This window comes from Microbacterium sp., assembly GCF_052102115.1.
Classification (GTDB): domain Bacteria; phylum Actinomycetota; class Actinomycetes; order Actinomycetales; family Microbacteriaceae; genus Microbacterium.
On record NZ_JBQDVP010000038.1, the window covers coordinates 1 to 24,217 of the forward strand.

Here is a 24,217-nt window from a genome sequence, read left to right on the forward strand (position 1 = left end):
ATCGCGGCGGCTACTCGCTCGACAGGCCCGCCTCCAACCGCTTGTAGTCGTGGCTGCGCTGGCAATCATGGGTGGTCTCAGCGCGGGTGCAGCGGTCGCCTTCCGTGTGGAATGCCCGCCAGGTTACCTCGCCAGTCGGCCAGGCTCCCGCGGCTCGGTGTGCGTCTTCCCAGCGGGCGACGGTCGCCCATTCTGGCCGGGTGATCTGAGCCGCGGGGCATCCGAGGGTTCGGGCGCGCTCGGTGAGCCACTGGGCGATGCGAACCGGATCAGTGCGGGCGCTGAGCTGGGAGTCCTCGAAGGTCTCGCCGCCTGCGGTCTCGATCCACCATGTCGGCCGAGTGCCGGTGTGATCAATTCCGGCGCGGTCGTGCGGGTCATCCTCGCCACCGCGCGATCCCAGGTCTACGACGAAGGCATAGTGTCCGGAGAAGTTCGCGCCCATGTCGGCCTCCAGTTCGACATCGAACGGCAGAAGGGCGGCAACCTGGCGCACATGCTCGTCGGTGCGCTCGATCTCCAGCGAATGCGCCGCGCCCTCCGCGCGGGCCAGACTGACGAAGCCGTTGTAGTGCAGCGCGTGGGCGAGGTTGTCGCCGCTGTGTGCCGCGGTGATCTCGTCGAGCAGCCGGACGGATTCCTCCGCGTTGGCTCCCTTGCGAACTCTGAAGGCGATGAGCTGTGCAGTCTGCGTCGTCGTGTTCATGGTCTCTGTCCTCTCAGCCGGGCGGGGCTCAGATGAGCCCCGCCGCCCACAGCCGCCCAGCGCGGGCGGCGTCCTCGAATCGCGGGAAGTTGTAGCGGGTCACGTCGCCCTCGACGTAGACGGCGAGCGTGTAGGGGTAATCCCCCGTGGCAGACATCGAGCGGTACGCCACGGTTCCGGCGAGACCGGCGCTCACCCACTCGTTGCTGGGCACCGGCTCGAACTTCTCGAACTTCTCATCGAGGTCGGCGTAGAGCCCGATGAGTGCGTAGAAGTCACCGATGCTCTCGTAGAGGCCGGGGACCATCGCCGGGTTGGCGTTCTCGGCGGTCAGCTCGACGTGAGCGCGGAAGTTGCGGGGGGTGGTGGTGTTCTTTGTCATGAGTACATCGTCTCACGTTTGCAAGCAGCTTGCAAGCATCTTGCAAGCTGCTTTTTCGGGTATACGGCGAGGCGCCCCTACGCCTCCGTTCGGGTACGTAGGTGCGCTCGGCCGTGAAGCTCAGCCCTTCGCGGGCTTGTGCTTCCGCATCGCTCTGCTGCTGCGGGAGGCGGTGCCTGCCCAGCCGCCACAGTGGGCGCAGTATCCGCCATTGCCTGCCATAAACCCGGTGCGCACCTTGCCGTCCTCCCAGTCGGTCGTTCCCGAGCCGGAGCAATACTCTGCGGCCTTCCGCTCGGCCTCGCGCTCATAGAAGTCCGTCCAGGAGAGAGGGGCGGAGGGGTAGCAGCTCGTGCACAGCACCGATCCGTGCGCGGCGACCGCTTCCGCTTCGGTCTGCCCGGACACCTCGGGGAGCCAAGCGAATGCCGTCGCCTTGCCGTTTCGGTTGCAGGTCGAGCAGTGCATCGACGAGTGGATGTGACCGCCAGGAACCAGGAAGAACCGCGACCAGGGACGGCGGTCATACTCGGCGTGCAGAGGCGCGGCTTCAGCGACGACATCAGCAAGTGCCGCGGTGGCCTTGTCGAAGGCCTCCAGTGCGTGAAGGTGACGACCGCGGAACATCTGGTCACCTTCGATGCGTGCACGAAAGGCGGCAACGTCGGCATCCGTAAGCGTGATCCGCTGCCGAGAGCTGGCGAGGCGGTTACCAAGGGCTCGATAGATTGCGCGGCGGCTCTGGGCGATTGCAGCATCGGAGGCTCCCTGTCGCCGGTACAGCTCGGCAAGCAGGGTGTCGATCTCGGTGGGGGTCGCGGTCGCGATATTCATGCCCGCACCTCAACCTCAACGAGCGCCCCCGCGTGGCCGAAGGCATCCGCGATCATCGCGGCGTAACCGGAGAGCTGCGAGAGCTGCGAGGTGGTGAAGTCGTCCGGCACGTTGGTGCAGGCGACGGTGGTCCCGTTGGTGTCGATCAGCTTGACGTTGCTCATGTGTTCAACAATAACCGAAGTGCAAGCAAGTTGCAAGCATCTTTATTGCTAATAATGTGAATGGTGCCGATAGTCACGAGGGGCATCAGGGGTCACTGTGGCGCATCGTCGGGTGGCGGCACAGAGCGACGGCGCCACCCCTTGCGAGGGTTGAGCTTCAGGGCTCGGATAACGAACAACGCCCCGAAGGGTGCCAGCACAAGCAGCAGTACGGCCAGCGTTCCGACCTCGGGAGGAACGACAAGCAGCACAAGGTATGCGAGGCCGATATAAGCCGCTACCGCCAATAGAACCAATGCGAGGCGCTTCAGTCGCGCCCCTCGCCCCTGCCCTAGAAAACCCATCGACTATGCCTCCCCGTGTGCGCCGCCACGTCGTGCGCTCCCTGTCAACCTGCGGATGCGCCGGATGATCGTGTCCGGCGTCACGCCGTACACGAAGGCGAGACCTTCCGGCGTGGCTCCAGCTTGCCAGCGCTCAACAATCTCCCCCAGCTCCACGTCTGAGAGACGCTGTGAGCGCTTCTGACGGACTTTCCCCTCCCTGCGGGCCTCCAGGTACTCATGGATGATTTCGGCGGCGAGAGAGGCCCCCGAGGCCCCCTCAGCCTCTCCGATGTCCACGAGGGCCGCGTAGTCTGCCGCGGGCAACGTGGCGGTCAACGGCAGAGTGCCGAGACTTGCAGCGTTCACGAGATCACCTCCGCGAGCCTGTGGAGCAGCCAGAGCGCCCGCGTCCGGTCGAAGTAGTCGAGGCGATCCCCGGCGTACTCGGATAGCTCAGCCTCCGTAACCCGTTCGTTGTCACGAGTGCGCAGGAACTCGTTGACCAGCGCGTAAGTGGGCTCCATCGAGATCAGGAAGTCGGGGTGCGTCGAGGTGCGCAGCACCGCGCCGTCCGAGAACTTGACCCGAGCAGAGGCGGGGGAGAGAACATCAATGACGAGCCCGGAGTAGTCGAGCACCGCCCCGCCGCCGAGGTCACCCCGCAGCGCTCCGACATGCTGACCGACCTTCAGAGTGAGAGTCATGGCTTCACCTTCCATCGTCGAACCATGTACCAACTGATTTGGCAAACTCAGTTTGACATATACCAACTCAGTTGGCAAACTTACTTGCATGAACGAGTTTGGAAATGTGATCTTTGCCTACACCGCCGCCGACGCCGTTGCCGATGGGCTATCCACCCGGCCATACCCCGAGGTTGCAACCGAAGCGGGCTACAACCTGCCGGTGATCCTCACCCGCGCCGCCCACACAGCGGTGATCGAGTGGACCCGTGAGGACTACCCCCAGGATGAGACCGGCCGATTCTGGGATGTACTCACCACGGCGCGTCGTGCCGCCCAGCGCGCCGCCGCTAACCCCGGCGATGCCTTCGGCTTCAACGTGCTCCGCGTCGCCAACACAACCGTGAACGGCAAGCACAGCCGCGCCGAGCTTCCTCAGCTCGTCGCACTAACCGTGCGCGTCGAGGTCTACGACAGGGAGCTGACACCCTGCCTGGTCATCGCCCTGCCAGGGGAGGACTGAGACCGTGACCATCACCGCAGCAGGATACGCAACCGACATCACCAACTCGGTTGCGTATCCTGGCGCTATGACGAGAGACAAACTGGAGAAGTACCGGGAGTCCCTGCGTGCGCTCGCCGCAGAGGCCGAACAGGCGCGGACGCTCCCTGAGCGTAGGACGAAGGAAGTCGCCCGAGCGAGGGCAGCAGGGATGACGTGGCGCGAGGCGTCCGTGATCCTCGGCATGACCGCTGAGGGCCTGCGCCGAGCGCAAGAGAAGCACAATCGAAACGACGACTGACAATGCCTCACAGCTCATCGATCGACTCGGCCGTGACTCTCGGTGTGTCGAGCCCGTCACAGCTTCAATTCGCCTATGCGTCCTCGGAGTTCGTCGAGAAGCGCGGTAGTGGCGTTTCGATGGCAAGGACGGCGCAGCCGTCCGCGGCAGCACCCGTTACGAAGCCCGCGCGCGCGCGTCGTGTGGTTACGTCAGGAACTCTTTTAGGTGGTTACTTGAGAGAACTACTTGAGAGAACTACTTGGGGGACCGCCAAAACTGCATCTGACCTGGATAAATCAGGATCGGGGCGTCGCAAGAAACCCCCACGGGCGTCGCAAGAAACCCCCACGGGCGTCGCAAGAAACCCCCACGACGCGCAGTTATCCACAGGGGCCGGCTGGGGGTATCTTGCGACACCCCGTCCGGCCCCGCTTGCTCGGTGCGTTCGCGTGCAACTTGCAAGCACCTCCCTGGGTGCTTGCTTGCAAGGGTCGGCACCACGGAAATTGCGCGGATCAGAGGCCGTTTCGGCGCGTCTGCGAGGCTCCGCGACAGGTGCCCGACTTTGTGCCAGGATCGCCCCACAGACCTAAACGGAATGGGCGCCGGAAGCGGGTAACTTCCGACGCCCAGAAAGGTTGTTTGACATGCCGAATGTAACACGCGACGACGGAAAGTCGCTGGACCCTCTCATCGAGTGCGCAGCTTGTGGGCAGCCCCTCACCCTCAACCGTCTCGCACCCCGCTGCAAGCATTGCGGAACTGTCGATCCCGGACGCACGAGCGGCGCTCTCTCGAAGGCAGAAATGAACCTCCTAGAGCTGCAAGACCGGCTCCACCGCCAGGGAGAAGAACGCGGCGATATCGCCTTCACCTCACCGCTCTGGGCCAGGTTCAGCCTTCCCCATCGCAACCCCGCCAGTGCCCCGGCCTGGGAGTCCCGCAACGGTGGCGTCTCGCTCATTCTCACGCCAGGGATGAAGCGTGACGAGAACGGCAAGCTGATCTCCGCGGGCTATCCCTTCGGGGTGATCCCGCGTCTCGCGCTCACCTACATGACGACGGCGGCTGTGCGAACCAAAGAGCCGGAAATCCACCTCGGGGACTCGCAGCGAGACTTCCTCTCTCGCATCGGTATGGATAACCCCGGGCAGAAGGACCGTCACCGCATCCGCTACCAGATTGAAGCGCTCGCCTCGTGCGACATCAAGATCGACCAGTGGGGGCGAAACGAAACCGGCTGGGGATACCGCTGGGAGCGACTGCCCATTACCTCGGGTCTCAGCTTGTGGCTCAACGCCGAAGGCGAAGGCCAGCCCGCGCTCTGGGGCAGCACCGTGCGGCTCAGCGACGAGTTCTTTCAGACACTCATCGACGCGCCGATGCCCGTCTACCTTGAAGACCTCGAAGCGCTCGGCAGTTCCTCGCTCCGGCACGACATTTACGTGTGGCTCGTCTACCGGCTCTGGAAGCTCGACAAGCAGACGCATATCTCCTGGCAGCAGCTCCACGCTCAGTTTGGATCGTCGTACAAGCAGCTCCGACAATTCAAGCCGCGCTTCCGCGATGCTCTGCGCCATGTCCTCATGGTCTACCCCGAGGCAAACGTCACCTTCGCTGACACCGACACCAAGCTCATTCTGCGACCGTCGAAGAAGCACATCCGGGCGCTGACGGAGCGCTAGCGAGGCAAGGCGAGCAACGCACCAAGTCGTGATCGAACGCCCCAGCGAAATACGACGCATCGTAGGACGGATAGCAGAGCCCGCCGTAACCGATCACGGCGCCACACAGAGACACCGTGGCCTCGAAATAGTGCACCGTGGCGGACTCCGCGCGAGTGATCGCCCAGCCGTGGGGATGCCGGACAGGCTCGCGCTCGCCGGGGCCTCCAGCTCGCCGCTGAAGCAGCTCTACCGAGTCGTCTGGAGAAGTGACGGCTGCGATCTCGGGGATGGTCGCCCATGCCTCCAACCACCGCCGCCCGTTGCGGACAAAAGGGAGCCCCCGCGTGCGAAGCTCGATGGTGAAACTCTCGGACACTCGGATGCTCACAAGGTCGTCCGGCTCAACTGCGGCCAACGGAATGCGCACCGCGCCCCTTTCCTCCAACCCCCCGGATATCTCACTGCTGAGTGTAGAGCTAGCGGCCTGATCGCCACGAAAGAGCCCGAGTCTTCGACTTCAAATTATGTAAGCAAATCGCTTGCAAGTCGCTTGCATAATCGGGTAAGCTGGAGATCGACAATCGGCACGACTCTCAGGAGCACTCATGCAGGGCGCACAAGCCACCGGACGAAACACCGGCATCACCTACGGCACGCGAATCCCGACGATTTGGGTGGACGTGAAGACCGGCCAGGGTGTGACGCAGGACGGCACTCAGGTAACGCCGAAGATCGGCTCGCGCCGCAAGTCCCCCAACCTCACTGACTTACTCGACACAGCCGCGAGCTACGGCGCCCGACGCATCATGCTCTGCGGGGAGAAGCCTGAGCCTGCTCCCGGCGTGCGCCATTGGTTGCTTGTGCAGACGCCAGGATGGAAGCCGACCGGCCACAAGCTGAAGGCTCCGATGGTTGGTCGGTTCGAGCACGCGCAGACCGGGCAGAAAGTAGATGTGAGGACCGCGGGGGAGTGGTTCCCCAAGGTTTCGGACCCTGACAGCGATGATGACACCGCTCTCCCGCTGAAGCCGTGGCAGGCGCGCGAGGCATGGAACCTCACAGAGTCCGTTATCCAGGAGATCGCGCCCAAACAGTTCCTGCTCTACACGCCATCGCGCACGGGCATGAGCGTGTGGTGGCAGTCGCTCCCGCGAGACAAAGACAAGCAGCTCATCATCCCGCCGCATATCGACCGCGACATTGCGGACGACCTGCACCGGACGAGCGGGCAGCACCATGTCGAGCACCTGGTGGCCGGAGACTACAGCTCAGCTCATCCTGACGTGGTGCCGCTGATCGACCCAGCTCAGCACCCCCGGATCGATACCTTCACCTATGTGGACGGTCGCTTCATGTACGCCGCGCTCGGCCGCGAGCTGGGCGTCGGGCCGGGTGTCCGACTCAACCGCTCCGCCGCCTACGACCTGATGGCGAACGAGCCCTACGCGCGAGCCTGGTATGAAGTCCGCTTCACCGTTCCCGAAGGGTGGCGCCACATCGGCATCTTCGGCGTGCAGCACGAGAACCCCGCTGATGGATGGTTCTACCCAAACCGGCCCGGCGCCCGGCATGTCACCTGGGCCGATGCGGCAGAGGTTGCCGTCGCGCTCGCGCACGGTTGGCTTGTCGAGCCGCTGCAAGCAATCCGCTGGCAAAAAGCAAGGCCCATCGATAACTTTATGAGCCGACTCAACAAGGCCCGCGAGGCCGTCGAAGGTAATGCGGAACTGCCCTGGATGCTCCGCAAGGCCGTCTCGGCAGCGTTGCGGCAGATCACTATTCAGACGGTCGGCTCGTTCGCCTCTCGTGGCACAACAAAGACGATCCTCGTCGAGTCGGCTCTCGATGTACCGGCCGAGTATCAGGGACGGGTCACCCGCCACGGCAAACTGTTCGCCTACGAGGCGCCCGGCGACCGATGGGAGTCGCAGAACTATCACCCTGAGCTGGCGATCCAGGTATGGGGACGCGGCCGTGCCAGGCTGCTCGACGCCCCTACCGCGACAGGGCTTCATGACGGTGGCGCGCTGCGCGTTCCCGGCGAATCGCTCATCGGCGTCAACGGTGACGCGATCTACACCACGACGGTGCCCCTCTGGTCACTCTCGGAGGCCCGAGGTGGTGGAGACGACGGGAAGACCGGGCGGCTACGGATCAAGGGCTCAGCCCGAGGTAACTTCCAGACCCCCGCGACGCGAGAAGCCAGAGACCGACTCCGCGACCGCGCCGAGAAGATCGGCCCGAAGGGCGCCATAACCGAACAGGAGACGAGCTGATGGCTGACGACAAGCGCACGGCGCGCGAGCTGATCCAAGACCTGCGCGGACGCGGGCTCAGCAACACCGAGATCGCTTCAGAGCTTCAGCGGTCACCGCGCATGGTGCGCAAGGTGCTCAACGGTGAGACGAGTGGCGCTGCATACACCCAGACGCTCCGAGAGCTGGCTTCCACGGGTCGAGCATCCACCGTCCCACCGCGGCGTCGCTCAAAGGACGGCAACCTCGTGCCAGTGCGTACCAAGGCGGGAGCTGCGGAGAAGAGTGCTCCCCCCGTGGACACCGGAGGCCGATACACGAGCGAACGACAGGGAGGCCGATTCACCGCGACGACCTACCTCGGTGGTGGCGGACGACAGCACGAGATCAAAGTCCCGAAGGGTAAGACCACAAAGGGCCGGGGTGCAGCCACGGCTGATCTGCTCACCAAAGTTCGCTCGGCAGCCCGTGGGCAGAGCAAGGACACGCAGAAGCGCGTTCGCCTCCAGGTCACTTATGCCAACGGCCGCGTGATGGAAGTCAACGACTACAACGCCTCGACGTTACTGAAGCGGATGAACGAGCAAGGCGGGCGAGACCCGCTCGGATGGCTCGCCGCGCAGTCTGCCAAGCGTTACGCCAACCTCGACACCTCGAAGACTCCGATCACAGGCGTGACCATGACTGTCTATGACAGCCCACGTAGCGACCGTTCTAGCCGCGACTACCGACCACGAAACGGCAACTAGACCTTGCAAGCAAAATGCAATAGGATTGCTTGCAACAAAGAAGTTCAATCACCCTCAAAGAAAGGCAGCGGAGATAAATGTCCGAAACACTGACTCCCGATGTTCTGGAGCATCTGAAGACGCTCCTAGCTGCACGCCCCGAGCCCGTCCGGCTGACAGTCGGATATCTGAAGGGCGGCACCGGCAAGAGCACCACCGCGGTCTTGCTCGCGATGGCCCTCGCCAGGTATTCCGATGAGAAGGTTCTGCTCGTTGATGCCGATGGCGTCAACGCTACGAGTTTCGAGTGGAGCGAACTGGCAGCCGACGACTGGCCTTCCAACATCAATGTCGTCTACTGGCCCTCGATCAACCTCGCCAAGCGTGTGAGGGAGTCCGGACACACCGGCCACATCATCATCGACACCGGCCCCAGCGACGCCGGAGTGCTGCGCCAGGCTCTCGCTGTCACCGACTACTTCGTGACCCCCGTGGCGGCGACGCCCGCCGAAGCAGCGCGCGTCCGGCCGACGCTCGAAGCCGCCGCGGAAGTCGGGGTCACGCGCGACATCGACCTGTCGATCCTCTTCACCCGTACCAAACCCGGCACACTGAGTCTGCGCGCCTCTCGTGAGGCCCTGGAGGGGCTTGAACTCAACGTGCTCCCGACTGACGTTCCGTTCGTCCTGCTCTACTCGCAGGCTTACGGGACGATGCCTGACGACCTGGGGGTTTACCCGCAGGTTCTTACCGAGATCATCGAAGGGAGCGACGCATAATGAGCGACGCAAAGCCCGCCCCGAAGCGGGGCAAGAAGCAACCGGACTGGGCAGCTCTCGCGACGGCCCCGGCGAGTGCCCCCAAGGTAGAGCCGGAGATCGAACAGAGCACATCTGTAGTCGTGACACCGAACTCAAACCTTGTCCGTCCGAAGCTGAAAGCGGGCACCTATCGCCTTCCGCTCGATGCCCATGCGATCATCAACGAGATCGTGGAGGAAGCCGCCGCAAACGGCGACCGGCTCAGCAAGGATGCCGTGGTCACCAATGCGCTCCGCGAGCTGGGAAAGGCACGCGCACGGCGCAAGAAATGATCCCCTGACAATGAGAGCGGGCGCCCGGATCGGGCGCCCGCTCTCATTGCTTTGTGCTGCTTAGTCGCTTGCAACCTGCTTACGAGTCATCAGCCAATAGACGAGCCCGACCGTGAAGAGCTGGCCGATCAAGAAGCCGACATAAAGGCCGGGTCCGAGAATAATCGGCATGGTCATGAAAACTCCCGTGATAATGCCGGTGATAAGCACAGGAATTGTCTGCTGGAGTGAGCCGCGTCGTCGAATCTGACGCAAGAGATCGAGCAACCCGAACATCACGAGAGCGGTTGAAACATATGCCGCAAAATAGGGTCCAAACGGATTTCCAACGAGCGACATGAAGACCACAAAGACGGTCAGCGCCACCAATACGACATAGAGCCGAACTGTCGGCGTGATCCGCTTCCTAACGGCTGTCGTGCTCATTCTGTGCCTCCTGTCTGACGCCGGGCGATACTCGCCCTCAACGCCTGCAATAGCTCTGCCTCGTTGTTCCCATGAAGGGCGGATCGGTGTTCGAGGACGATGGTCATACCGATGCGTACCAAGGTGTTGACGGTCATGCGCCGTCGCTCGCTGGATGGGGTCTGCCGGTTCTCTACTTTGAGCCGCGTGATGACTTCGGTGGCCTGTTGATACTGCCGGGGATAGAGCTGTCCCTCGAAGCGAGTGGTGGGCTGATCGGTCATCTTTCGCGGCCCTCTCTTCCTTGGCCGGGAAGGCTGCACGGCCGGTGTCGGGGCGTCACTGTGCTGGGACGACTCAGGGCTGTCATGTGGTGATGGTTCGGTGTGGGCAGCGTCCTCGGGGGAGGGCTGGCGGGAACTGTCGCTCACGTCTCTCCAATGGCTCAGGTCGGGTCTCTGTTGGTTGCACAGACTAACAGATTACGTGGGATTAGTGGTAGAGATGCAACCACGTAATCTGTTGGAGTTCCTGCCCGATGGGCTGAAGCAAAACGGGCTACACGACTACATAAAAAACACGTAATCTGTTACTTGAAACCCACCAAATCCGCACGTAATACGTTAGAATATAGAGAGTTGTCCAGCGCGTATCTGCCACGGACGGCCTTGAGTCGCTGAGTCCTTAGCGCCGAGAACGGCTCGGCCTCAGCGTACCAGGGTTGTCAAGTGGGGGAGGGGTCAAAAATGCAGCAATCAGCAAACAAGCAAGAAGAATCGAGCAAGCTCACTGCAAGCGACATGCTTCGGTGGGTACTCGCCATCGCGATCATCGTCGCCCTACTGGCGGGCGCCGCCGCATGGCAGTGGGGGTGGGAGCCTGGCCGCAATATCGCGATTGCAAGCGGATCGCTGGCGGTTCTCTTGCTCGTTCTCACTGTGTTCTCTCGTCGTCGCGAAGCTCTGCGAGCGCGCATGGGCGCCTATCTCCAGACCGAGCTGGGGTCTGACTGGAACCCTGCGACGGGACTGAAAGCGAGTCACATAAAAGACGGCAGCCCTCGGCGTGTCGAGATCACGTACCAGGACCGCCAGCCCGACCATGATCCGGAGTGGCGACGCAAAATTGAAGACCTCGTGAGGGCGCGTATGGGCGCTGACGAGATCGTGGCGAAGTGGAACATCAAGCACAACCGCCTCGTCGCCAAAGAGAAGCAGCTCAGCGCTCTCGACAGGTCGCGTCGATCCGTTGAAGAGCGCATCTGGGCCGTACTCAAGCCGCTCTTCCGCAACGTCGATCTGACCGTCAAAGTTGCTGATTGGAAGACCGAGGCGGAGACCACGCCCACGCGCATCGATCTCTCCTACGGGGTGACGACTCTCGACGGATCGGAAATGTGGGCCAAGCGCGTTGAGGCGATGGCAGGGCTGAAGTTGGGTGGCCGCTGGCGTTCAAAGTTCGACCCGACCCATGATCGAGGATTCCTCGAAGAGCGCCCTACCCTCAGCAGCAATGTGTCTCACTTCGGCGTACGTCTCTACAGCGATAATGAATATCGCCGTTCACTCGGCCTTCGCCCTCTAGACCCGGCTGCACCAATTCTCTATTACGGCATCGACGAGAATGGGAAGCCGCAGGGGTGGCAGCTTGGCAAGAAAAGCACTATGCCGCATGGTCTATTTATCGGTCCCACGGGTGGCGGCAAAACGACTGTTCTGCGCTCTCTCATCGTTGGCGCGGTAGCTCAGAAAATCCAGGTTTATTGCGCCGATCCGAAGATGATCGAGCTGACGCCGTTCTACCAATTCCCGGGCTGCTACATTGCGTCCGATCCTGCTCAGATCGCCACGATGATCGACCTGATGGATGCGCTCATGTACGAGCGTTACGACAAGATCAAGCGCAACCCCGGCCAAGCAGCATTCATGCAGCCGGTGCTCTTCATCCTCGATGAGTTGCTGATCGCACGTCAGGTTCTCAAGCGTTATCACGCCCGGACTGGAGGCAAGGGGACACCGCCCTGGTTCGAGGAAATTTCCGGGCTGCTCGCGCTCGCGCGTTCGGCTCAGATTCACGTCGCCATCGGCGTGCAGCGTCCGGATGCCTCGCTGTTCGACGACGGTTCCCGTGACAATCTCCGGCAGCGCGTCTCGCTCATGCGCCTCAGCTCTCAGGGCTCGCAGATGCTCTGGGGTAACCCCTACGTCGGCATCGATCTGCCGATGGTGCAGGGTCGTGCAATGGCCTCACCAGACGGTGAGAACCCCATCGAAATGCAGACGTTCTGGGTAGCCGACCCGATCACTGCGCAGGGCGCTGACCGAGAGGTTATCGAGGGCTTCCGGTTGCTCGGAGAAACCCTCTTCCGTGATGTGGAGCCCCTGGTCGATGTGGCTCCGTTCATCGAAGAGCCCGAGGACTTTGACCCCTCTGAGCTTCCGCAGGCCGCTACGGATGTCGAGCTGGGCGCCGCCGAAGACATCGCAGAAGTGCGCTCGGCGTTGTTGGACTTCGACACGCAGGACGTGTCTGCGGATACCCTCACAGAGGGGGACGAAATTATGCGCGACGATGCGGACGCTGAGCCGGTCACCGTGGTGGCCGTCGAGGAAGACGACTTCGACGAGGACAGCGTGACACTCACAGTGCGCACTCACAGCGGGGCGGAAGAGCTGATGTCCGTTCCCCGAGACACACTCTTGTCGCGCGTGATCTCGCTTGCGGAGGCCGCGTAATGGCGCCGTCGAAGTCAGCGGGTAGGCTCGTCGTCTTCGCTACCAGGGGGGAGGGAATCGTCGCTCAGGATGCGTCGGCTGAAGGCATCTATAGCAGCTCGCACCGCATCAGCGTTCGCTATCCAATAGATCACCGGGCCGCTCCCTCGGGGATGCGTCGCCCGGCGCTCCGAGAGCAATCCCTCGTCCGTCAGAATCGCGAGGTGACGGCCGAGCCCAGATCGACTCAACCCCAACTCGTCCATCAGCTCGGCAGCCGTGACTTCGTGCCTGGCAAGTGCGAGCCGCAGCACTTCGATCCGCGCGCGAGTCACGCCAAGCGCGCGCCCCAAACGGTCGCCCTCGGCGTCGGGGGGGAGTGGGGGAGTCATAGGCACCAATTCAATCACCTGAAGCTGTTTGCGCACTTTGAGCAAATAGCATAGTTTGTTCATTACAGGGCACACCACCCCAGACGGGAGACCAAGAGAATGTCCATCAACCTGATCGCAGCCGCGCAGACGAGGATCGTGGAGGCCGCCACAGGCGTGAGCGGGAACACGGTCGGCAACTGGCTTGCCGACAACGTGATCTTCGTGATGATCGTGCTCATCGCCATCGCAGTCCTTTGTTTCGCGCTCACCAAGAAGGTCCGAGACGCGATGGTCGCGTTCGGTATATGCCTCCTGGGCCTGGTCATCGTCTTCATCGGACTCAACTGGCGTCCACTTGCGGAGTGGCTGGGAAACACGTTCCTCGGCGGCTAAGCAATGTACGTCTACACCGACGACGACCTCTCACGGGTCAATCGCGACTACCTCGGGCCGAAGGGCAAGCGACTGCCCTTCGTGCTGAAGTACCGCACCTACGGGATCAGTTTCGCGATCCTCGCAGCGATGTGGGGACTGTTCGTCTTCGTCGGCCTCCCTGTCAATCAATGGACGCTGCTGCTGTTCTTCTTCGCCTCAGCGCTCGTCATCATCGGCGTCGTCAAGCGTCTTCAGCGAGAGGTGAGTGTGCTGGAGAGCGCCATAGCGGGATGGCAGGAAGTCACCGTCCCGCGGGCAGAGAAGCCGAATCCTCATGCCCACGTCGTGCAGGCCTCCGTGAGGATGCGCCCCTACGACATTGAACCCGAGCCGCGCTGGTGGGAGTTCCGTAAACTCCGCGCGGCTAGCGCGATGGAAACACCGTCGCGCCGCGAGCCGAAGACCCGCGCTGAGCGTCGGCGCGTCCGCAGCTAGGAGAACATTCGATGAGCGATCCGAGAGAAACCGGCACAACCTCCCGCTGGCTGGATGCCATGCAGGCGGGCGAACGCTACAACCTGGAGCAGGCTGAGGCAGCGAACGCTGAGGGGACGAAAAAGCGTCGTCGGAGTGCTCTGGAAACTGCCAGCGGTAGCGCCGGTCGGATGGCCGGTTCGCTATCCAAGGTTGCTCGTGAGAACCGGAAAGCGGAGCGCGCCGCACAGGCGGCAGAGCGTGAGGCGGCGCGTGAGCACGCCAAGCAGATCAAGCCGCGCAATGATAAGCCGCGCGTAGAACGTGACGATAAGCTCCGGCTGAAGGAAACACTCGGACACATCACGTTCGACTCGACCGAGGTATGGGCCTGGTACGTGGTCGCCGGAGTGAGCCTGGGCTTCTCTCCCATCGACGAGATCGAGTCCACGATCAACTCTGATGCCGTCGCGTATGCGGCTCTCCAAGGGCGTCGCATACGGGTGCGGACATCTACGCGGCCGTACTCGGTGCGTCAGTGGGCGCGGGACACTTACGACGACGCCAAGGCGGCGGGGAACCCCGTGGATGCCTTCGGGAACGTCTACCTGCCGAACACGCAGCGTCACATGCAAGCGATGAGCTTCAGCGAGAAGTTCGTCTATCTCGGAGTAAGGATCAGCACTTACCGGTCCTACAGCAACGATGCCCCACGCGAGCTGAACCACCTTCGCAGCACCATCGAGGGGATCGGGCAGGGCCTCGCCACATCGTCTTTGCGGACAACCCCCGCCACGCCCGAAGACATGGAATGGCTCATTCGCCGTTCGGTGGCGCTTGGTCTCCCCATGCCCCGGATCGGTGCCGTCGCCAACTACGAGCGCGAAGACATCCCGGAGCTGGAGGCGATGGCGCACTGGACAGGTGACCCGATGCGCAAGCACATCACCGTGAGCGGGAAAGTGCCTGGTGTGGACGACGAGCTCGAAATGAAGGTGACTGTGCTCACCCTCGGTCGGCTCAGCGATCAGGCGATCCCTCAGCAAAATCAGACCGGATGGATGCAGCGCACCGACAAGCTTGGTTTCCCGGTCGAGTGGGTAGCGACCATCGACGTTGTGCCCGAAGAGAAGACACAGAATTGGATTCGCGGGCGGATGGATCTCATTCGTGACCAAATGAAGCACTACGTCGATGAGCACCAGATCGAGGCTCCGCCGTCGCTCAACCGTCAGCTCGCCCTTGGTTCCGGCATCCAGGGAGAGCTGGAGTCCGATCACGGCGGGTCCGCGATTCGTACCGTGGGCTGGTATCGAGTTGCGATCTCGGCGCCGAACGAGAAGCTGCTTAGTGATCGTGTCGCGAAGGCTAAACAGGTCTATGGAGCGCGGGCTGATCTCGTCGAGACGCCCAATCAGTACCACTGTGCACGCGAGTTCATCCCGAATGAGCCGCTGGCGACGACTGCACACCGCCGCCGTATGTCCGTTGTCACGCTCGGCGCGGCCATCCCCCACGGCACGGCTGAGGTGGGGGACCGCTGCGGTATCACGCTCGGTTACACAGCCGGGAGCGCTATGCGCGCGGTCGCCTGGCATCCGCATTGGGACATGGAGCTGCGCCACCGCTCCGGGCTTCTGATCTGTGCCGGTGGACTCGGCTCGGGAAAGACCAACGTCTCCGGCTGGATCGTTGCGCAGAGCGCCATGTCCGGCGTGCAATGGAGCGTTCTCGACCCCTCCGACCGTCTCGGGCGTCTTTGCAAGCTCCCCGAGCTGGAGGGACACACCCGCTACATCAACCTCATGAAGGGCCGTGCTGGCGAGCTGTCGCCGTATCGCGTCGTAGCTGAGCCGCGTCGTGAACACTTCCCGGATGGGCAAGAAGGTGATGTCGAGTGGGAGCGCGAGATTTCGGATGCACAGGGTACTCGTCGCAGCCTCATGAATGACATCCTGTACAGCTTCCTCACTCGTGCCCAGCGTGAGAACCCTGTCACCGACTCGGTTCTCACCCGCGCACTCGAAGAGGTGCCGCCACTGCGTGACTCGTCGCCTACCCAGGTGCTCACAGCGCTGGAGAAGATCGCGAACGGCGAGATTCACAATGATCTTCAGTCCGAGCACCGCATCAAGGCGCGTGATCTCGTCTACATCTACAACCGGATCGCGCAGACGCCCACGGGAAAGCTGATCTTCCCGCCCGCTGATGCTCCGCCCCTCGACGAGTTCGAGGAAGACGACGTGTTGCTGACGGTCTACACACTCAATGGCATGGCGGTCCCGAGCGAGCAGGACATCGCTATGGACAAGATCGACGAGCGCACCCGGCTTTCCATGTCAATCATGACCCTCGCTGCATGGCTCGTGCAGTCCCGCATCTACCTCGGCAGCCCGAGTCGGAGGAAGGGTCTGCTGATCGACGAGGGCAAGACGATCACCTCGCTAAGTGCGGGGAAGACCCTCATGACCAAGACCGCCACCGACTCGCGGAAGTTCAACCTCCGGGCTATTCTCTGCTCTCAGAACGTGACCCACTTTGACGTGGATTCCAGCTCGGTTGATTCGCTGAGCAACCTCGTGGGCGCGGCCCTCATCGGGCACACCGAGGGCGAGATCGAAGCCGCCGCCGCGCTGAAGATTCTCCGGGCGCCGGTCGGGCAGGGCTACGAGGCCATCCTGAAGACACTGCGGCCTCCGAAGCAGCGGGAGCAGATCACCCGTGATCTCGACGGGAAGATGGTCAGCTCGACAGCCGAGGACGACTCGCCCCGGCACTTCATCTTCTGGGACGGTCGGCACTCGCCTGAGCGAATCGTCATTGATCTCAGCTCCTTTCCCGCCCTCAAAGCAGCTCTCGACTCCCGTCCTGGCGCCTATGACACACCTGTGGGGGAGAAGGAAGGCGATGCAGCATGAGAGCTGTCGCTGTCCCCAGCATCGCTCGCCGGGTGCTCGTCGCGCTCGGCCTCGTTGGTCTGGTTGTCGCCATCATGGTTGTCTTCGCTCCCTCCACTCCGGCCTTCGCTGAGTGCAAGCCTGATGGAGTCCCTGACCACGCCGGATCAGGCGTGCTCGGGATGATCGACCCCGACCCCGGAGTGGTCTACGGCGAATTGCCGGGCGGATACACGTACTCGGGGCTGAATAACTACGACGTTTACGGCTGGAGCGGTTTTCTCTGGCATACCTGCGACATCGCGGGCGACTGGAACATGCCCGATGTTATGGCCCTCATCGACACCTGGATCGGCAACGCCTTCATGGGCCTCGCGGTCGGAGAAGCCGCGATCCTCTCTGCGCTTCACAACTGGACGATGGACCCCAGCCCGATTCTGAAGCCGATTGACGACCGGATCACCGAGCTTTCGACGATCACTGTCGATCTTGTTTTCGGGGAGTGGGCTTGGGCGCTACTTGTCTTCGCGGGTATCACGGTTCTCGTGGCGTCGCTGACCCGAAGCGTGCGCACGTCGCTGATGACGGTTGTCGCGATCCTGGGCTCACTTGCGTTCATTTCGCTCGTGCAGACAGCTCCGCTCACGGTTGCGAAAGCGATGGACGGGGTTGCGGGGTCGATCATCGGCGCCGTGGATGCGGCAGCACTTCAGTACGCCCAGATACCCGAAGAGCGTGACAGCAGCGACGTGTGCAGCTTCGCGGCGGCGCCTTACGAGAGCGCAACCGCGGTGCTCTATAACGAGGGCATCCTGCAACCGATGTGGCGCATGGGGCAGACCGGCACAAGCGACTGCATGGACACCACGGTGTCGATGTTCCAGGCCGCGACTGTGGGCTGGCAAGAGGCGCGCGAGGGATACAGCGTGGATGACAAGCGCGATGAGTACAACGAGGCCGTGGAGGCCGTCAAGAACAACGACCAGATCGCGAATCAGTACCAGACGATCAAGGGGCAGTCCTACAACAGGGCCGGTGCGGGCGCGATCTCGATGGTCATGATGACGATTATCTTCCTGATCCGTGGCCCGGCTGAGGCATACATTTTCCTGGGCCTTCTCGTGCTCCGGTTCGTCCCGATCCTCGGGCCGATCTTCGCAGCGCTGGCAATCCCAGAGCCCACCCGTGGCGCCGCGGTCGGTGCTGTGAAGATCGTCGCCGCCTCGGTCTTCAACGTGATCGTGTTCGGCATCATCGCGGCGGTTCACACCGTGCTCACGATGCGGCTCTATATGGACACGACGAACATTATTGCGACCACGCTGCTATCGCTTCTGCTCACGTTCCTGCTACTGAAACTGAGCAAGCCCTACCGGTCGGTGACAAAGCTCGCGACCGGCAGCCAGGTCTCGGCGGAGCTGGCTAACGCTCCTGATGCCCCCGCAAATGCTGCTAAAACAGCCGTCGGCTTCGCCACAGGCACCGCCGTGGGAGTGGGCGCGAACATGTGGCAGAACCACCAGAACAAGCGCCGCGAGAAGCAACAGGAGAAGGCCGCAGAACGCAGGATTGAGCGCGTCGAGCGCGCCCACGGTGGACCCGACCGCGGGGGAGAGGTTCACCCCGGATGGAAACAGGCGCCTAACATCAATCCGGCATGGGCGAAGACCCCGGATCGTTCGCACGACACCGGCAAAAGCCAGTCGTCCGGCGAAGAGAGCACCGGACAGATCGAGGCCCTTGATGCGCCGAGTATGCGCCAGTCGCCGCAACAGATCACCGTCGATCCTGGCGAGACGGTGATGATGCCCAGCGATATCGGGAATAGCGAGCTGATCGAACCTGAGTTCGAGCAAGGCCGCATCGTGACCAACATCTTCGTGCCTGGAGAGTCCGCGACGACCGTCGAGACGCCCTATAACCAGAGCGCGGCCGACCAAGAGTATTCCGTGAGGGGGGACTGACATGCGCAGTTTCCTTGCCGAGTTCGCACGCTTCGTCGCGGCGCTCTGGGGTGACATTTGGCGGTGGACACTCCGCCGTAAGCGCAACCTCGCTATCACCGTCGCCGCCGCAGTCCTCGTGATCGTCGCTATCGCGATGGTGCAATCAGTGAGGGGTACAGAGACCGGTCCCACGGCTGGGCCGACCGAGACGCCGGAACCGACCCCGACCGTCAGATGGATCGAGGCGACCGCGACGCCTGCACCGGGCAGTTCGTCAGAAACCGAAGAGAAGACCGACCCCGAAGTGACAGCGGAGAACGCGATCAAAAACGTCTTCCTCGACACCGCTGCATGGCGCGGGTACATCGACCCCCTCGCAGTTGACGAAGTTGATCAGGTACGTCGTGATGTGTTGGCGCAGGCACAGGCGGACACGCTGACGGTCAGCAGCATCGAGTGGGCGGACGCCACTCCATCCGGACACACCTGGACGGGCAACGCGCGCGTGCAGTTCACCGATACCAACCTGACAATCGAGCTTCGCGTGACACTTGACTTCGTCGATCAAGAGCAGCGCGTCGCCCAGCTCGTCCAGGTGGAGCCGGGCTGATGAATATTTTTGCCCGCATCGGCCGTCTCAAAATCGCGCTCGTCATCGCGGCCGTCTTCGTACTGGCCGCTGGCATCCTCGGGCCGGTCTTTGTCATCGCGGCCGTCGCCTCGGGCAGCGTCAATATTTCCGTTCCGGATGGGCCTTGCACACCAGGAGGTGAAGCGGGGGAGCTTGTTCTAGAGGGCACAGAAGACGCCAAAGCAACCGCCTTCATGACCTGGCTGATGACCAATAGCTTTGAGGGTCTCAGCAGCAAACCCATGAGCAAAGAACAGGCCGCTGGCGTCGCGGGGAACGTCATGCAAGAGTCCGGGTTCAACCCCAGCGCCGTGAACGAGATTGGTGCATCCGGTCTCTTCCAGTGGCTCGGAGGGCGGAAGACCGGGCTTCAGGAGTTTGCCTCATCCAAGGGGAAGGCGTGGGACGACGCAACCACTCAGATGCAGTGGCTCGCGGAGGAACTGAACTCCACTCACAAGCATGTTTCGGAAGCGATGATCGCGAGCGACCAGAAGAGCGCGAGGGAATGGGCGAAGTTCTGGGATGACGAGTTTGAAATCTCTGGGAATGACCAGATCGAGAAGAGGATGAGCAACGCCGAGCGGTACTACAACCTCGATGTTGGTGGCGGGTCCGGCGGCGGTGAGGACTGTGACAAGAATCCCAATGTCGGTACAGACGGCTGGACATCGCCCGTTGCGCCCGGCACCACGGCATCCTCTGAATATGGACAGCGCAATGGCCGTCTGCATGAGGGGATTGACCTCCCGCAGGGCTGCGACGCGACCATCTATGCCGCTCAGAGCGGGACCGTGCGCGTGGCTGGAAGCTACTACGGCTATGGCAACGCCGTCGTCATTGATCACGCCGATGGCGCCGCCACCCTCTACGGGCACATGCCCTGGGACGGACGGAAAGTCTCGGTCGGTGACACCGTGGAGACCGGGCAGCCGATTGGGGCGGAAGGTAACACTGGCAACTCCTTCGGATGTCACTTGCACTTCGAGGTACACATCGACGGAGTTCCAATCGACCCCCGTCCATTCATGGCCGAGCGTGGGATCGACTTCGGCCCTAACGCAGAGTGAAAGAGAGCCCCATCATGATTCGTAAGACCATCGCCCTCAGCGCTACGGCCCTCCTGCTCGCACTCGGCCTCGCTGGCTGCACGATCCCGTCGTCGGAGCCTCAGCCCTCCGGCTCCAGCACGCCCGTGGAAGAGCCCGCCCCCACTCCGACAGTCCGTGCGCCCGAGACGACCGACGATCCCAATGTGCGCCTGGAGGTGAACGGCGGTCCGCTCGAAGAGGGAACCAGGGCGACCATCTATCGCTACCAGGCGGGCTGGGATGGGGGCGAGCCCGACTGCACATCCTCGAATGTGGAGACCAGAGAGCTGACGCTGGATGGCAGTGGAGAGTATCAGCCCATTGACTTCAGGACCATCACCGGCATGACGTATTGGGTGCTTTCAGCGGGGGATTACGTCACCCCGTGCGGCGATGCTTACACCACGGTGAAGGTCGCGACCAGCGTTAGTGTCTTCACCGGTCAAGAGACCACCCCAGTCGGGGAGGACCGAGAGATCACGGTGGAGATCACATCGACTCCTACGGATGTGCCGGTGACCGGAACGGCGACCGTTCTGGGGCCGTGGTCTTCAGCGCCAGAGGCGGACGCGGCGAGCTGCGAAAACTCGCCCGAAGTGATGGATGCTCCGCTGGAGTTCGATTACGGCCTGATATCTCCCACTGCTCGCTTCACCGTGACCCCTGACGCTCCCGGCGTCTATCGCGTCATCGTCGAGACTGTCGAGAACGACCAGAATGCGCCCGTGAACACCTGTACTAACGGCGACGCGAAGGTCATGACCTTCACCGTGGCGGGGGAATGATGGCTCTCGATTACGTTTTCGCGTCGGGAGAGGCACCCGACGCTGACACGGCCTACAGGATCGCTCAACAGCACCTTTGGGCGAAGCTCCAGCGGGCGGGCCTGGAGAGTGCCGTCCGTGGCATCGAGCACAGCACAGCGACCCGCGCGGTGACAGCGAAGGGGCTGGACATCGAGCAATGGCAGGTCGAGGAACGACAGATCAGCAACGTCATCGTGACGCTGCTCGCCGCAGTAAGTAACACCCGCGAGAAGGGGACGAGAAAATGACCACCACGCAGACCGATACAACAGCGACGGCCCTGCTCCGCGGTGACGGGACCGCCATCGTGACCATCGCGGGCGAGCACAGCACCGTCACGGCGAGTGACGAGGCCGAGGTGATGCGAGAGGCCATCAAGGTGATTGCAGAGCGTGCCCGTGAGCTGGGTCAGCCCATCACCGTACAAGCTATCGACGACAGCGGGACGGCCGTGCTTCAGGTGCAGCCCAATGGCGATGTCGTCCCCGTCGAGCTTGTGCCCCCGTCCCCGGAGCCCGAAGAGTCTCCTGTTGTCGCCTCCCGGCGTGAGCTGCGCACGGCGCGAGACTTTGCACGTTCCCGGCGCCCGGCGCCGCCCGCTCCGGCTGAGCACGGGTGGCAGGGATTCCTCAATCGACTTTCGCTCGGACGACTCCGCCTCAATCCTGGTGCCCCCGAGGTGGATGCGCGCTCTGGGAAGGCCTCTATCCAGCGTGGACTCCTTGGGCACAAGACGGTCACTCTGGCGAATTTGAAGGGCGGATCGTCCAAGACGACGTGTGCCTACCTGATCGGCGCCACGCTCGGCCGTGAGCGTGGCGGGAACCTGCTCGTCTGGGACAACAACGAGAACTCAGGGACGCTCGGAGAGAGGGCGATTCGCGCCAGTCATGAGCACACGGCCGTCGATCTCCTGGAGCACATCGACGACTTCGTGAGCCCAGCAAATGCGCAGCACCTCATCAATTACGTTCGCCCGCAGGGCGAGAACAAATTTCATGTGCTTGCCAGTCAGGACGAGGGGATGTCGCGCTCGGTGATCGATGGTGCGGCGTTCTCCCAGCTCCACAAGGTGCTGCGGAACTTCTACCACCTGACCATCGTGGACACGGGGAACGCGAGCAACGCCTCGACCTGGCAGGCGGCGATGGAGGAATCCGACGAAATCGTGATCGTCGCCCTCAACAAGGAAGACTCGACGACCATCGCGACGAGCACCGTGGATGTCTTGGTGAAGCAAGGGCACATGGACCGACTCGCGAGGGGAATCGTGATCATTTCCGAAATGCCCGTTACCTCGGCCGAACAGCGCAAGAGCGCAGCCGCTCGACTAGAGCGGTTCCGGGAACACATGCTCAACTACCTCCGTGAGGTGATTGTCCTTCCCTACGACCCTGCGTTGAACGAGGGTGGCGAGATCGACTATGACCGGCTGAGCCCCGCTACACGGGAGGCGTACCGGCGTGCCACCGCGGCCATCGTTGACGGTCTGTGAGGGGCGAGACCGTGGCTTCTACGCTCACCGCGTCGGCGATTCTCGAATCCGATGGCCGAGGGAGTCTCACCATCGGCAATCTCACCCGCGTCATTCAGGAGGCTGACGAGGCGGTAGCGCGTAGCGCGATCATGCGGGCTGTCTTGGCTCATGCGCAGGAGACACGCAGCGCCGTGGTTCTCGATGCAACCGACCGAGCGGGTAACTCCAAGGTGATCGTCTACCCGGATGGTCGCGCGGAAGAGGTGCGTGAGCGGGTGAGAGTCCCTGAGACGGCCGTCCTGCCGCCTCTGAGGCTCCAAACGATGCCACATTGGGAGGAAGTGCCCCCGAGGGCGGATCGGGGCTCACGGCCCCCTTCAGGGGCTCGTGCGTGGCATCTTCGGTTCGACAACGGGAATGAATCGACTATCTGGGGGACGGGGCTCGTCGGTCGCGCCCCTCACATCGAGGGTCAGTCGCCGGATCACCTTGTGGTCGTGGACGACCCGAGCCGCACCGTCTCGCGCACTCACCTGGCGTTCGGGCAGCAGCAGGACGGTCGGCTGTGGGTTCAAGACCTCGAATCGGCCAACGGCACGATCATTCATCGAGGCTCGGAGCGAGTTGAGTGCGATCCTGCGCTCACATACACACTCGTTCCGGGGAACGTTGTCGAGTTGGGGAGCGTCTACTTTCTCGTGTCGATATGAGCCTGCGCAAAGGGGACGAGAAAAGGCCGCAATAATGTGGACTTATGTGCCGACCTGGAGGCCCGCGATGTTCGACGGACACACGTCGCGCACGCGATACTGCGTTAGCGCGCCAGGCGGAGGTCGATGCGCTGATCCTGGCGGCAGGAGAAGAGCCCAACGCTCGCCTGCGGCAGCGCAAGGTGAACGTCGATCAGCGGGTGGAGCACTGGCAAACGCTCTACGACTCGACCCCGGCCGGACAACGGGAAATCGAATCTGCGCTGACAGAAGCCAGCGAGGATGCGAGAATCGAGTTGACGGAACGACTGGACCGGGCGCGAGAGCTGAGAGCGCACGAGCTGGCGAACGCGAGAGAACAGGCACGGAAGGCAAGGGAGGGCAGCAGCGATGACAACCACGGTGAAGGTGGCTACCGACTTCAGGGCGGGGACACTCTCGGACGAGGATCGCGAGACGTTCCTCCGGAGCTACGGGCTGACCCCGGAGACGGCGCCGGAAGAGGCGGATCGGATTCGGGCGGAGTGGCCGGACCAGAACATCCTCATGGCGATGGAGATGGGCGTCTACTGAATATCGGCGGCGTCGAGACTAGGGCTCGCCGCCGCATCCCCTCAAATGCTCGTCGGGATGAGCTGCGTTCTCGGGGCGAGGCATCGCCCGAGGTCTACGAGCTGCAACCGGACGCGGCTCC

The 24,217-nt window shown here is 62.7% G+C and carries 28 protein-coding genes; 19 read left to right on the forward strand and 9 right to left on the reverse strand.

Annotated elements, in window-relative coordinates; all coding sequences use genetic code 11:
* Positions 1-10 precede the first annotated feature (10 nt).
* The 6 genes from ACTICP_RS11650 to ACTICP_RS11675 all read right to left on the reverse strand — a co-directional run bounded on the left by ACTICP_RS11650 (position 11) and on the right by ACTICP_RS11675 (position 3,116).
* Positions 11-706: a hypothetical protein gene (locus ACTICP_RS11650; RefSeq protein WP_441892514.1), complete on the reverse strand. Its 696-nt coding sequence runs from the start codon at positions 704-706 to the stop codon at positions 11-13.
* Between the two features lie 28 nt (positions 707-734).
* Entirely contained in the window at positions 735-1,088 is a 354-nt protein-coding gene (locus tag ACTICP_RS11655; RefSeq protein ID WP_441892516.1) for a hypothetical protein, read from the reverse strand.
* Positions 1,089-1,208: 120 nt separating this feature from the next.
* Complete coding sequence (locus ACTICP_RS11660) at positions 1,209-1,922, reverse strand: hypothetical protein (protein WP_441892518.1); 714 nt, start codon at positions 1,920-1,922, stop codon at positions 1,209-1,211.
* Entirely contained in the window at positions 1,919-2,086 is a 168-nt protein-coding gene (locus ACTICP_RS11665) for a hypothetical protein (RefSeq protein ID WP_441892520.1), read from the reverse strand. The genes ACTICP_RS11660 and ACTICP_RS11665 overlap by 4 nt, the downstream gene beginning before the upstream one ends.
* A gap of 347 nt (positions 2,087-2,433) precedes the next feature.
* Positions 2,434-2,778: a hypothetical protein gene (locus tag ACTICP_RS11670; RefSeq protein WP_441892522.1), complete on the reverse strand. Its 345-nt coding sequence runs from the start codon at positions 2,776-2,778 to the stop codon at positions 2,434-2,436.
* Positions 2,775-3,116, reverse strand: a complete 342-nt coding sequence (locus tag ACTICP_RS11675; protein ID WP_441892524.1) for a hypothetical protein — start codon at positions 3,114-3,116, stop codon at positions 2,775-2,777. Before ACTICP_RS11675 ends, ACTICP_RS11670 begins: the two co-directional genes overlap by 4 nt.
* Positions 3,117-3,204: 88 nt before the next feature.
* Here ACTICP_RS11675 and ACTICP_RS11680 point away from each other — a divergent pair, with 88 nt between their 5' ends.
* From ACTICP_RS11680 to ACTICP_RS11710, 7 genes are all read left to right on the forward strand, one after another.
* Complete coding sequence (locus ACTICP_RS11680) at positions 3,205-3,618, forward strand: DUF6573 family protein (protein WP_441892526.1); 414 nt, start codon at positions 3,205-3,207, stop codon at positions 3,616-3,618.
* A gap of 67 nt (positions 3,619-3,685) precedes the next feature.
* Positions 3,686-3,898: a hypothetical protein gene (locus ACTICP_RS11685; protein ID WP_441892528.1), complete on the forward strand. Its 213-nt coding sequence runs from the start codon at positions 3,686-3,688 to the stop codon at positions 3,896-3,898.
* 629 nt (positions 3,899-4,527) lie between these two features.
* The gene (locus tag ACTICP_RS11690) at positions 4,528-5,565 is read left to right on the forward strand and encodes a replication protein RepA (RefSeq protein WP_441892585.1); all 1,038 of its coding nucleotides are present in this window, start codon (positions 4,528-4,530) and stop codon (positions 5,563-5,565) included.
* A gap of 587 nt (positions 5,566-6,152) precedes the next feature.
* Positions 6,153-7,823: a hypothetical protein gene (locus tag ACTICP_RS11695; RefSeq protein ID WP_441892530.1), complete on the forward strand. Its 1,671-nt coding sequence runs from the start codon at positions 6,153-6,155 to the stop codon at positions 7,821-7,823.
* A complete protein-coding gene (locus ACTICP_RS11700; RefSeq protein ID WP_441892532.1) occupies positions 7,823-8,551 on the forward strand; it encodes a hypothetical protein in 729 nt (242 codons plus the stop codon). Before ACTICP_RS11695 ends, ACTICP_RS11700 begins: the two co-directional genes overlap by 1 nt.
* A 77-nt stretch (positions 8,552-8,628) precedes the next feature.
* Entirely contained in the window at positions 8,629-9,309 is a 681-nt protein-coding gene (locus ACTICP_RS11705) for a ParA family protein (protein ID WP_441892534.1), read from the forward strand.
* Positions 9,309-9,623 carry a hypothetical protein gene (locus ACTICP_RS11710; protein ID WP_441892536.1) on the forward strand — a complete coding sequence of 105 codons (315 nt, stop codon included), beginning with the start codon at positions 9,309-9,311 and terminating at the stop codon, positions 9,621-9,623. The genes ACTICP_RS11705 and ACTICP_RS11710 overlap by 1 nt, the downstream gene beginning before the upstream one ends.
* A 60-nt stretch (positions 9,624-9,683) precedes the next feature.
* On the opposite strand, the gene ACTICP_RS11715 is transcribed toward ACTICP_RS11710, so the two are convergent.
* Positions 9,684-10,049, reverse strand: coding sequence for a hypothetical protein (locus tag ACTICP_RS11715; protein ID WP_441892538.1), 366 nt, complete (start codon positions 10,047-10,049; stop codon positions 9,684-9,686).
* Positions 10,046-10,312, reverse strand: coding sequence for a hypothetical protein (locus ACTICP_RS11720; RefSeq protein ID WP_441892540.1), 267 nt, complete (start codon positions 10,310-10,312; stop codon positions 10,046-10,048). Before ACTICP_RS11720 ends, ACTICP_RS11715 begins: the two co-directional genes overlap by 4 nt.
* A gap of 462 nt (positions 10,313-10,774) precedes the next feature.
* Between ACTICP_RS11720 and ACTICP_RS11725 the strand changes: the two genes are divergently transcribed.
* Complete coding sequence (locus ACTICP_RS11725; RefSeq protein ID WP_441892542.1) at positions 10,775-12,763, forward strand: FtsK/SpoIIIE domain-containing protein; 1,989 nt, start codon at positions 10,775-10,777, stop codon at positions 12,761-12,763.
* Between the two features lie 14 nt (positions 12,764-12,777).
* On the opposite strand, the gene ACTICP_RS11730 is transcribed toward ACTICP_RS11725, so the two are convergent.
* Positions 12,778-13,197, reverse strand: coding sequence for an ArsR/SmtB family transcription factor (locus tag ACTICP_RS11730; RefSeq protein ID WP_441892544.1), 420 nt, complete (start codon positions 13,195-13,197; stop codon positions 12,778-12,780).
* A 36-nt stretch (positions 13,198-13,233) separates the two neighbouring features.
* On the opposite strand from ACTICP_RS11730, the gene ACTICP_RS11735 reads away from it, so the two are divergent.
* From ACTICP_RS11735 to ACTICP_RS11785, 11 genes are all read left to right on the forward strand, one after another.
* Positions 13,234-13,509: a hypothetical protein gene (locus tag ACTICP_RS11735; RefSeq protein WP_441892546.1), complete on the forward strand. Its 276-nt coding sequence runs from the start codon at positions 13,234-13,236 to the stop codon at positions 13,507-13,509.
* A 3-nt stretch (positions 13,510-13,512) separates the two neighbouring features.
* Complete coding sequence (locus tag ACTICP_RS11740) at positions 13,513-13,986, forward strand: hypothetical protein (protein ID WP_441892548.1); 474 nt, start codon at positions 13,513-13,515, stop codon at positions 13,984-13,986.
* A gap of 11 nt (positions 13,987-13,997) precedes the next feature.
* Positions 13,998-16,883, forward strand: coding sequence for an ATP-binding protein (locus tag ACTICP_RS11745; protein WP_441892550.1), 2,886 nt, complete (start codon positions 13,998-14,000; stop codon positions 16,881-16,883).
* A complete protein-coding gene (locus ACTICP_RS11750) occupies positions 16,880-18,826 on the forward strand; it encodes a type IV secretion system protein (protein WP_441892552.1) in 1,947 nt (648 codons plus the stop codon). The genes ACTICP_RS11745 and ACTICP_RS11750 overlap by 4 nt, the downstream gene beginning before the upstream one ends.
* Before the next feature lie 118 nt (positions 18,827-18,944).
* Complete coding sequence (locus ACTICP_RS11755) at positions 18,945-19,418, forward strand: hypothetical protein (RefSeq protein WP_441892554.1); 474 nt, start codon at positions 18,945-18,947, stop codon at positions 19,416-19,418.
* On the forward strand, positions 19,418-20,509 hold the full coding sequence (locus tag ACTICP_RS11760) for a phage tail tip lysozyme (RefSeq protein WP_441892556.1): 1,092 nt from the start codon (positions 19,418-19,420) through the stop codon (positions 20,507-20,509). Before ACTICP_RS11755 ends, ACTICP_RS11760 begins: the two co-directional genes overlap by 1 nt.
* A 125-nt stretch (positions 20,510-20,634) precedes the next feature.
* On the forward strand, positions 20,635-21,315 hold the full coding sequence (locus tag ACTICP_RS11765; protein WP_441892558.1) for a hypothetical protein: 681 nt from the start codon (positions 20,635-20,637) through the stop codon (positions 21,313-21,315).
* On the forward strand, positions 21,315-21,584 hold the full coding sequence (locus ACTICP_RS11770; protein WP_441892560.1) for a hypothetical protein: 270 nt from the start codon (positions 21,315-21,317) through the stop codon (positions 21,582-21,584). Before ACTICP_RS11765 ends, ACTICP_RS11770 begins: the two co-directional genes overlap by 1 nt.
* Positions 21,581-22,831 carry a MinD/ParA family ATP-binding protein gene (locus tag ACTICP_RS11775; RefSeq protein WP_441892562.1) on the forward strand — a complete coding sequence of 417 codons (1,251 nt, stop codon included), beginning with the start codon at positions 21,581-21,583 and terminating at the stop codon, positions 22,829-22,831. The genes ACTICP_RS11770 and ACTICP_RS11775 overlap by 4 nt, the downstream gene beginning before the upstream one ends.
* An 11-nt stretch (positions 22,832-22,842) precedes the next feature.
* Positions 22,843-23,523: an FHA domain-containing protein gene (locus ACTICP_RS11780; protein ID WP_441892564.1), complete on the forward strand. Its 681-nt coding sequence runs from the start codon at positions 22,843-22,845 to the stop codon at positions 23,521-23,523.
* A gap of 390 nt (positions 23,524-23,913) precedes the next feature.
* Positions 23,914-24,096: a hypothetical protein gene (locus ACTICP_RS11785; protein WP_441892566.1), complete on the forward strand. Its 183-nt coding sequence runs from the start codon at positions 23,914-23,916 to the stop codon at positions 24,094-24,096.
* Positions 24,097-24,217 lie beyond the last annotated feature (121 nt).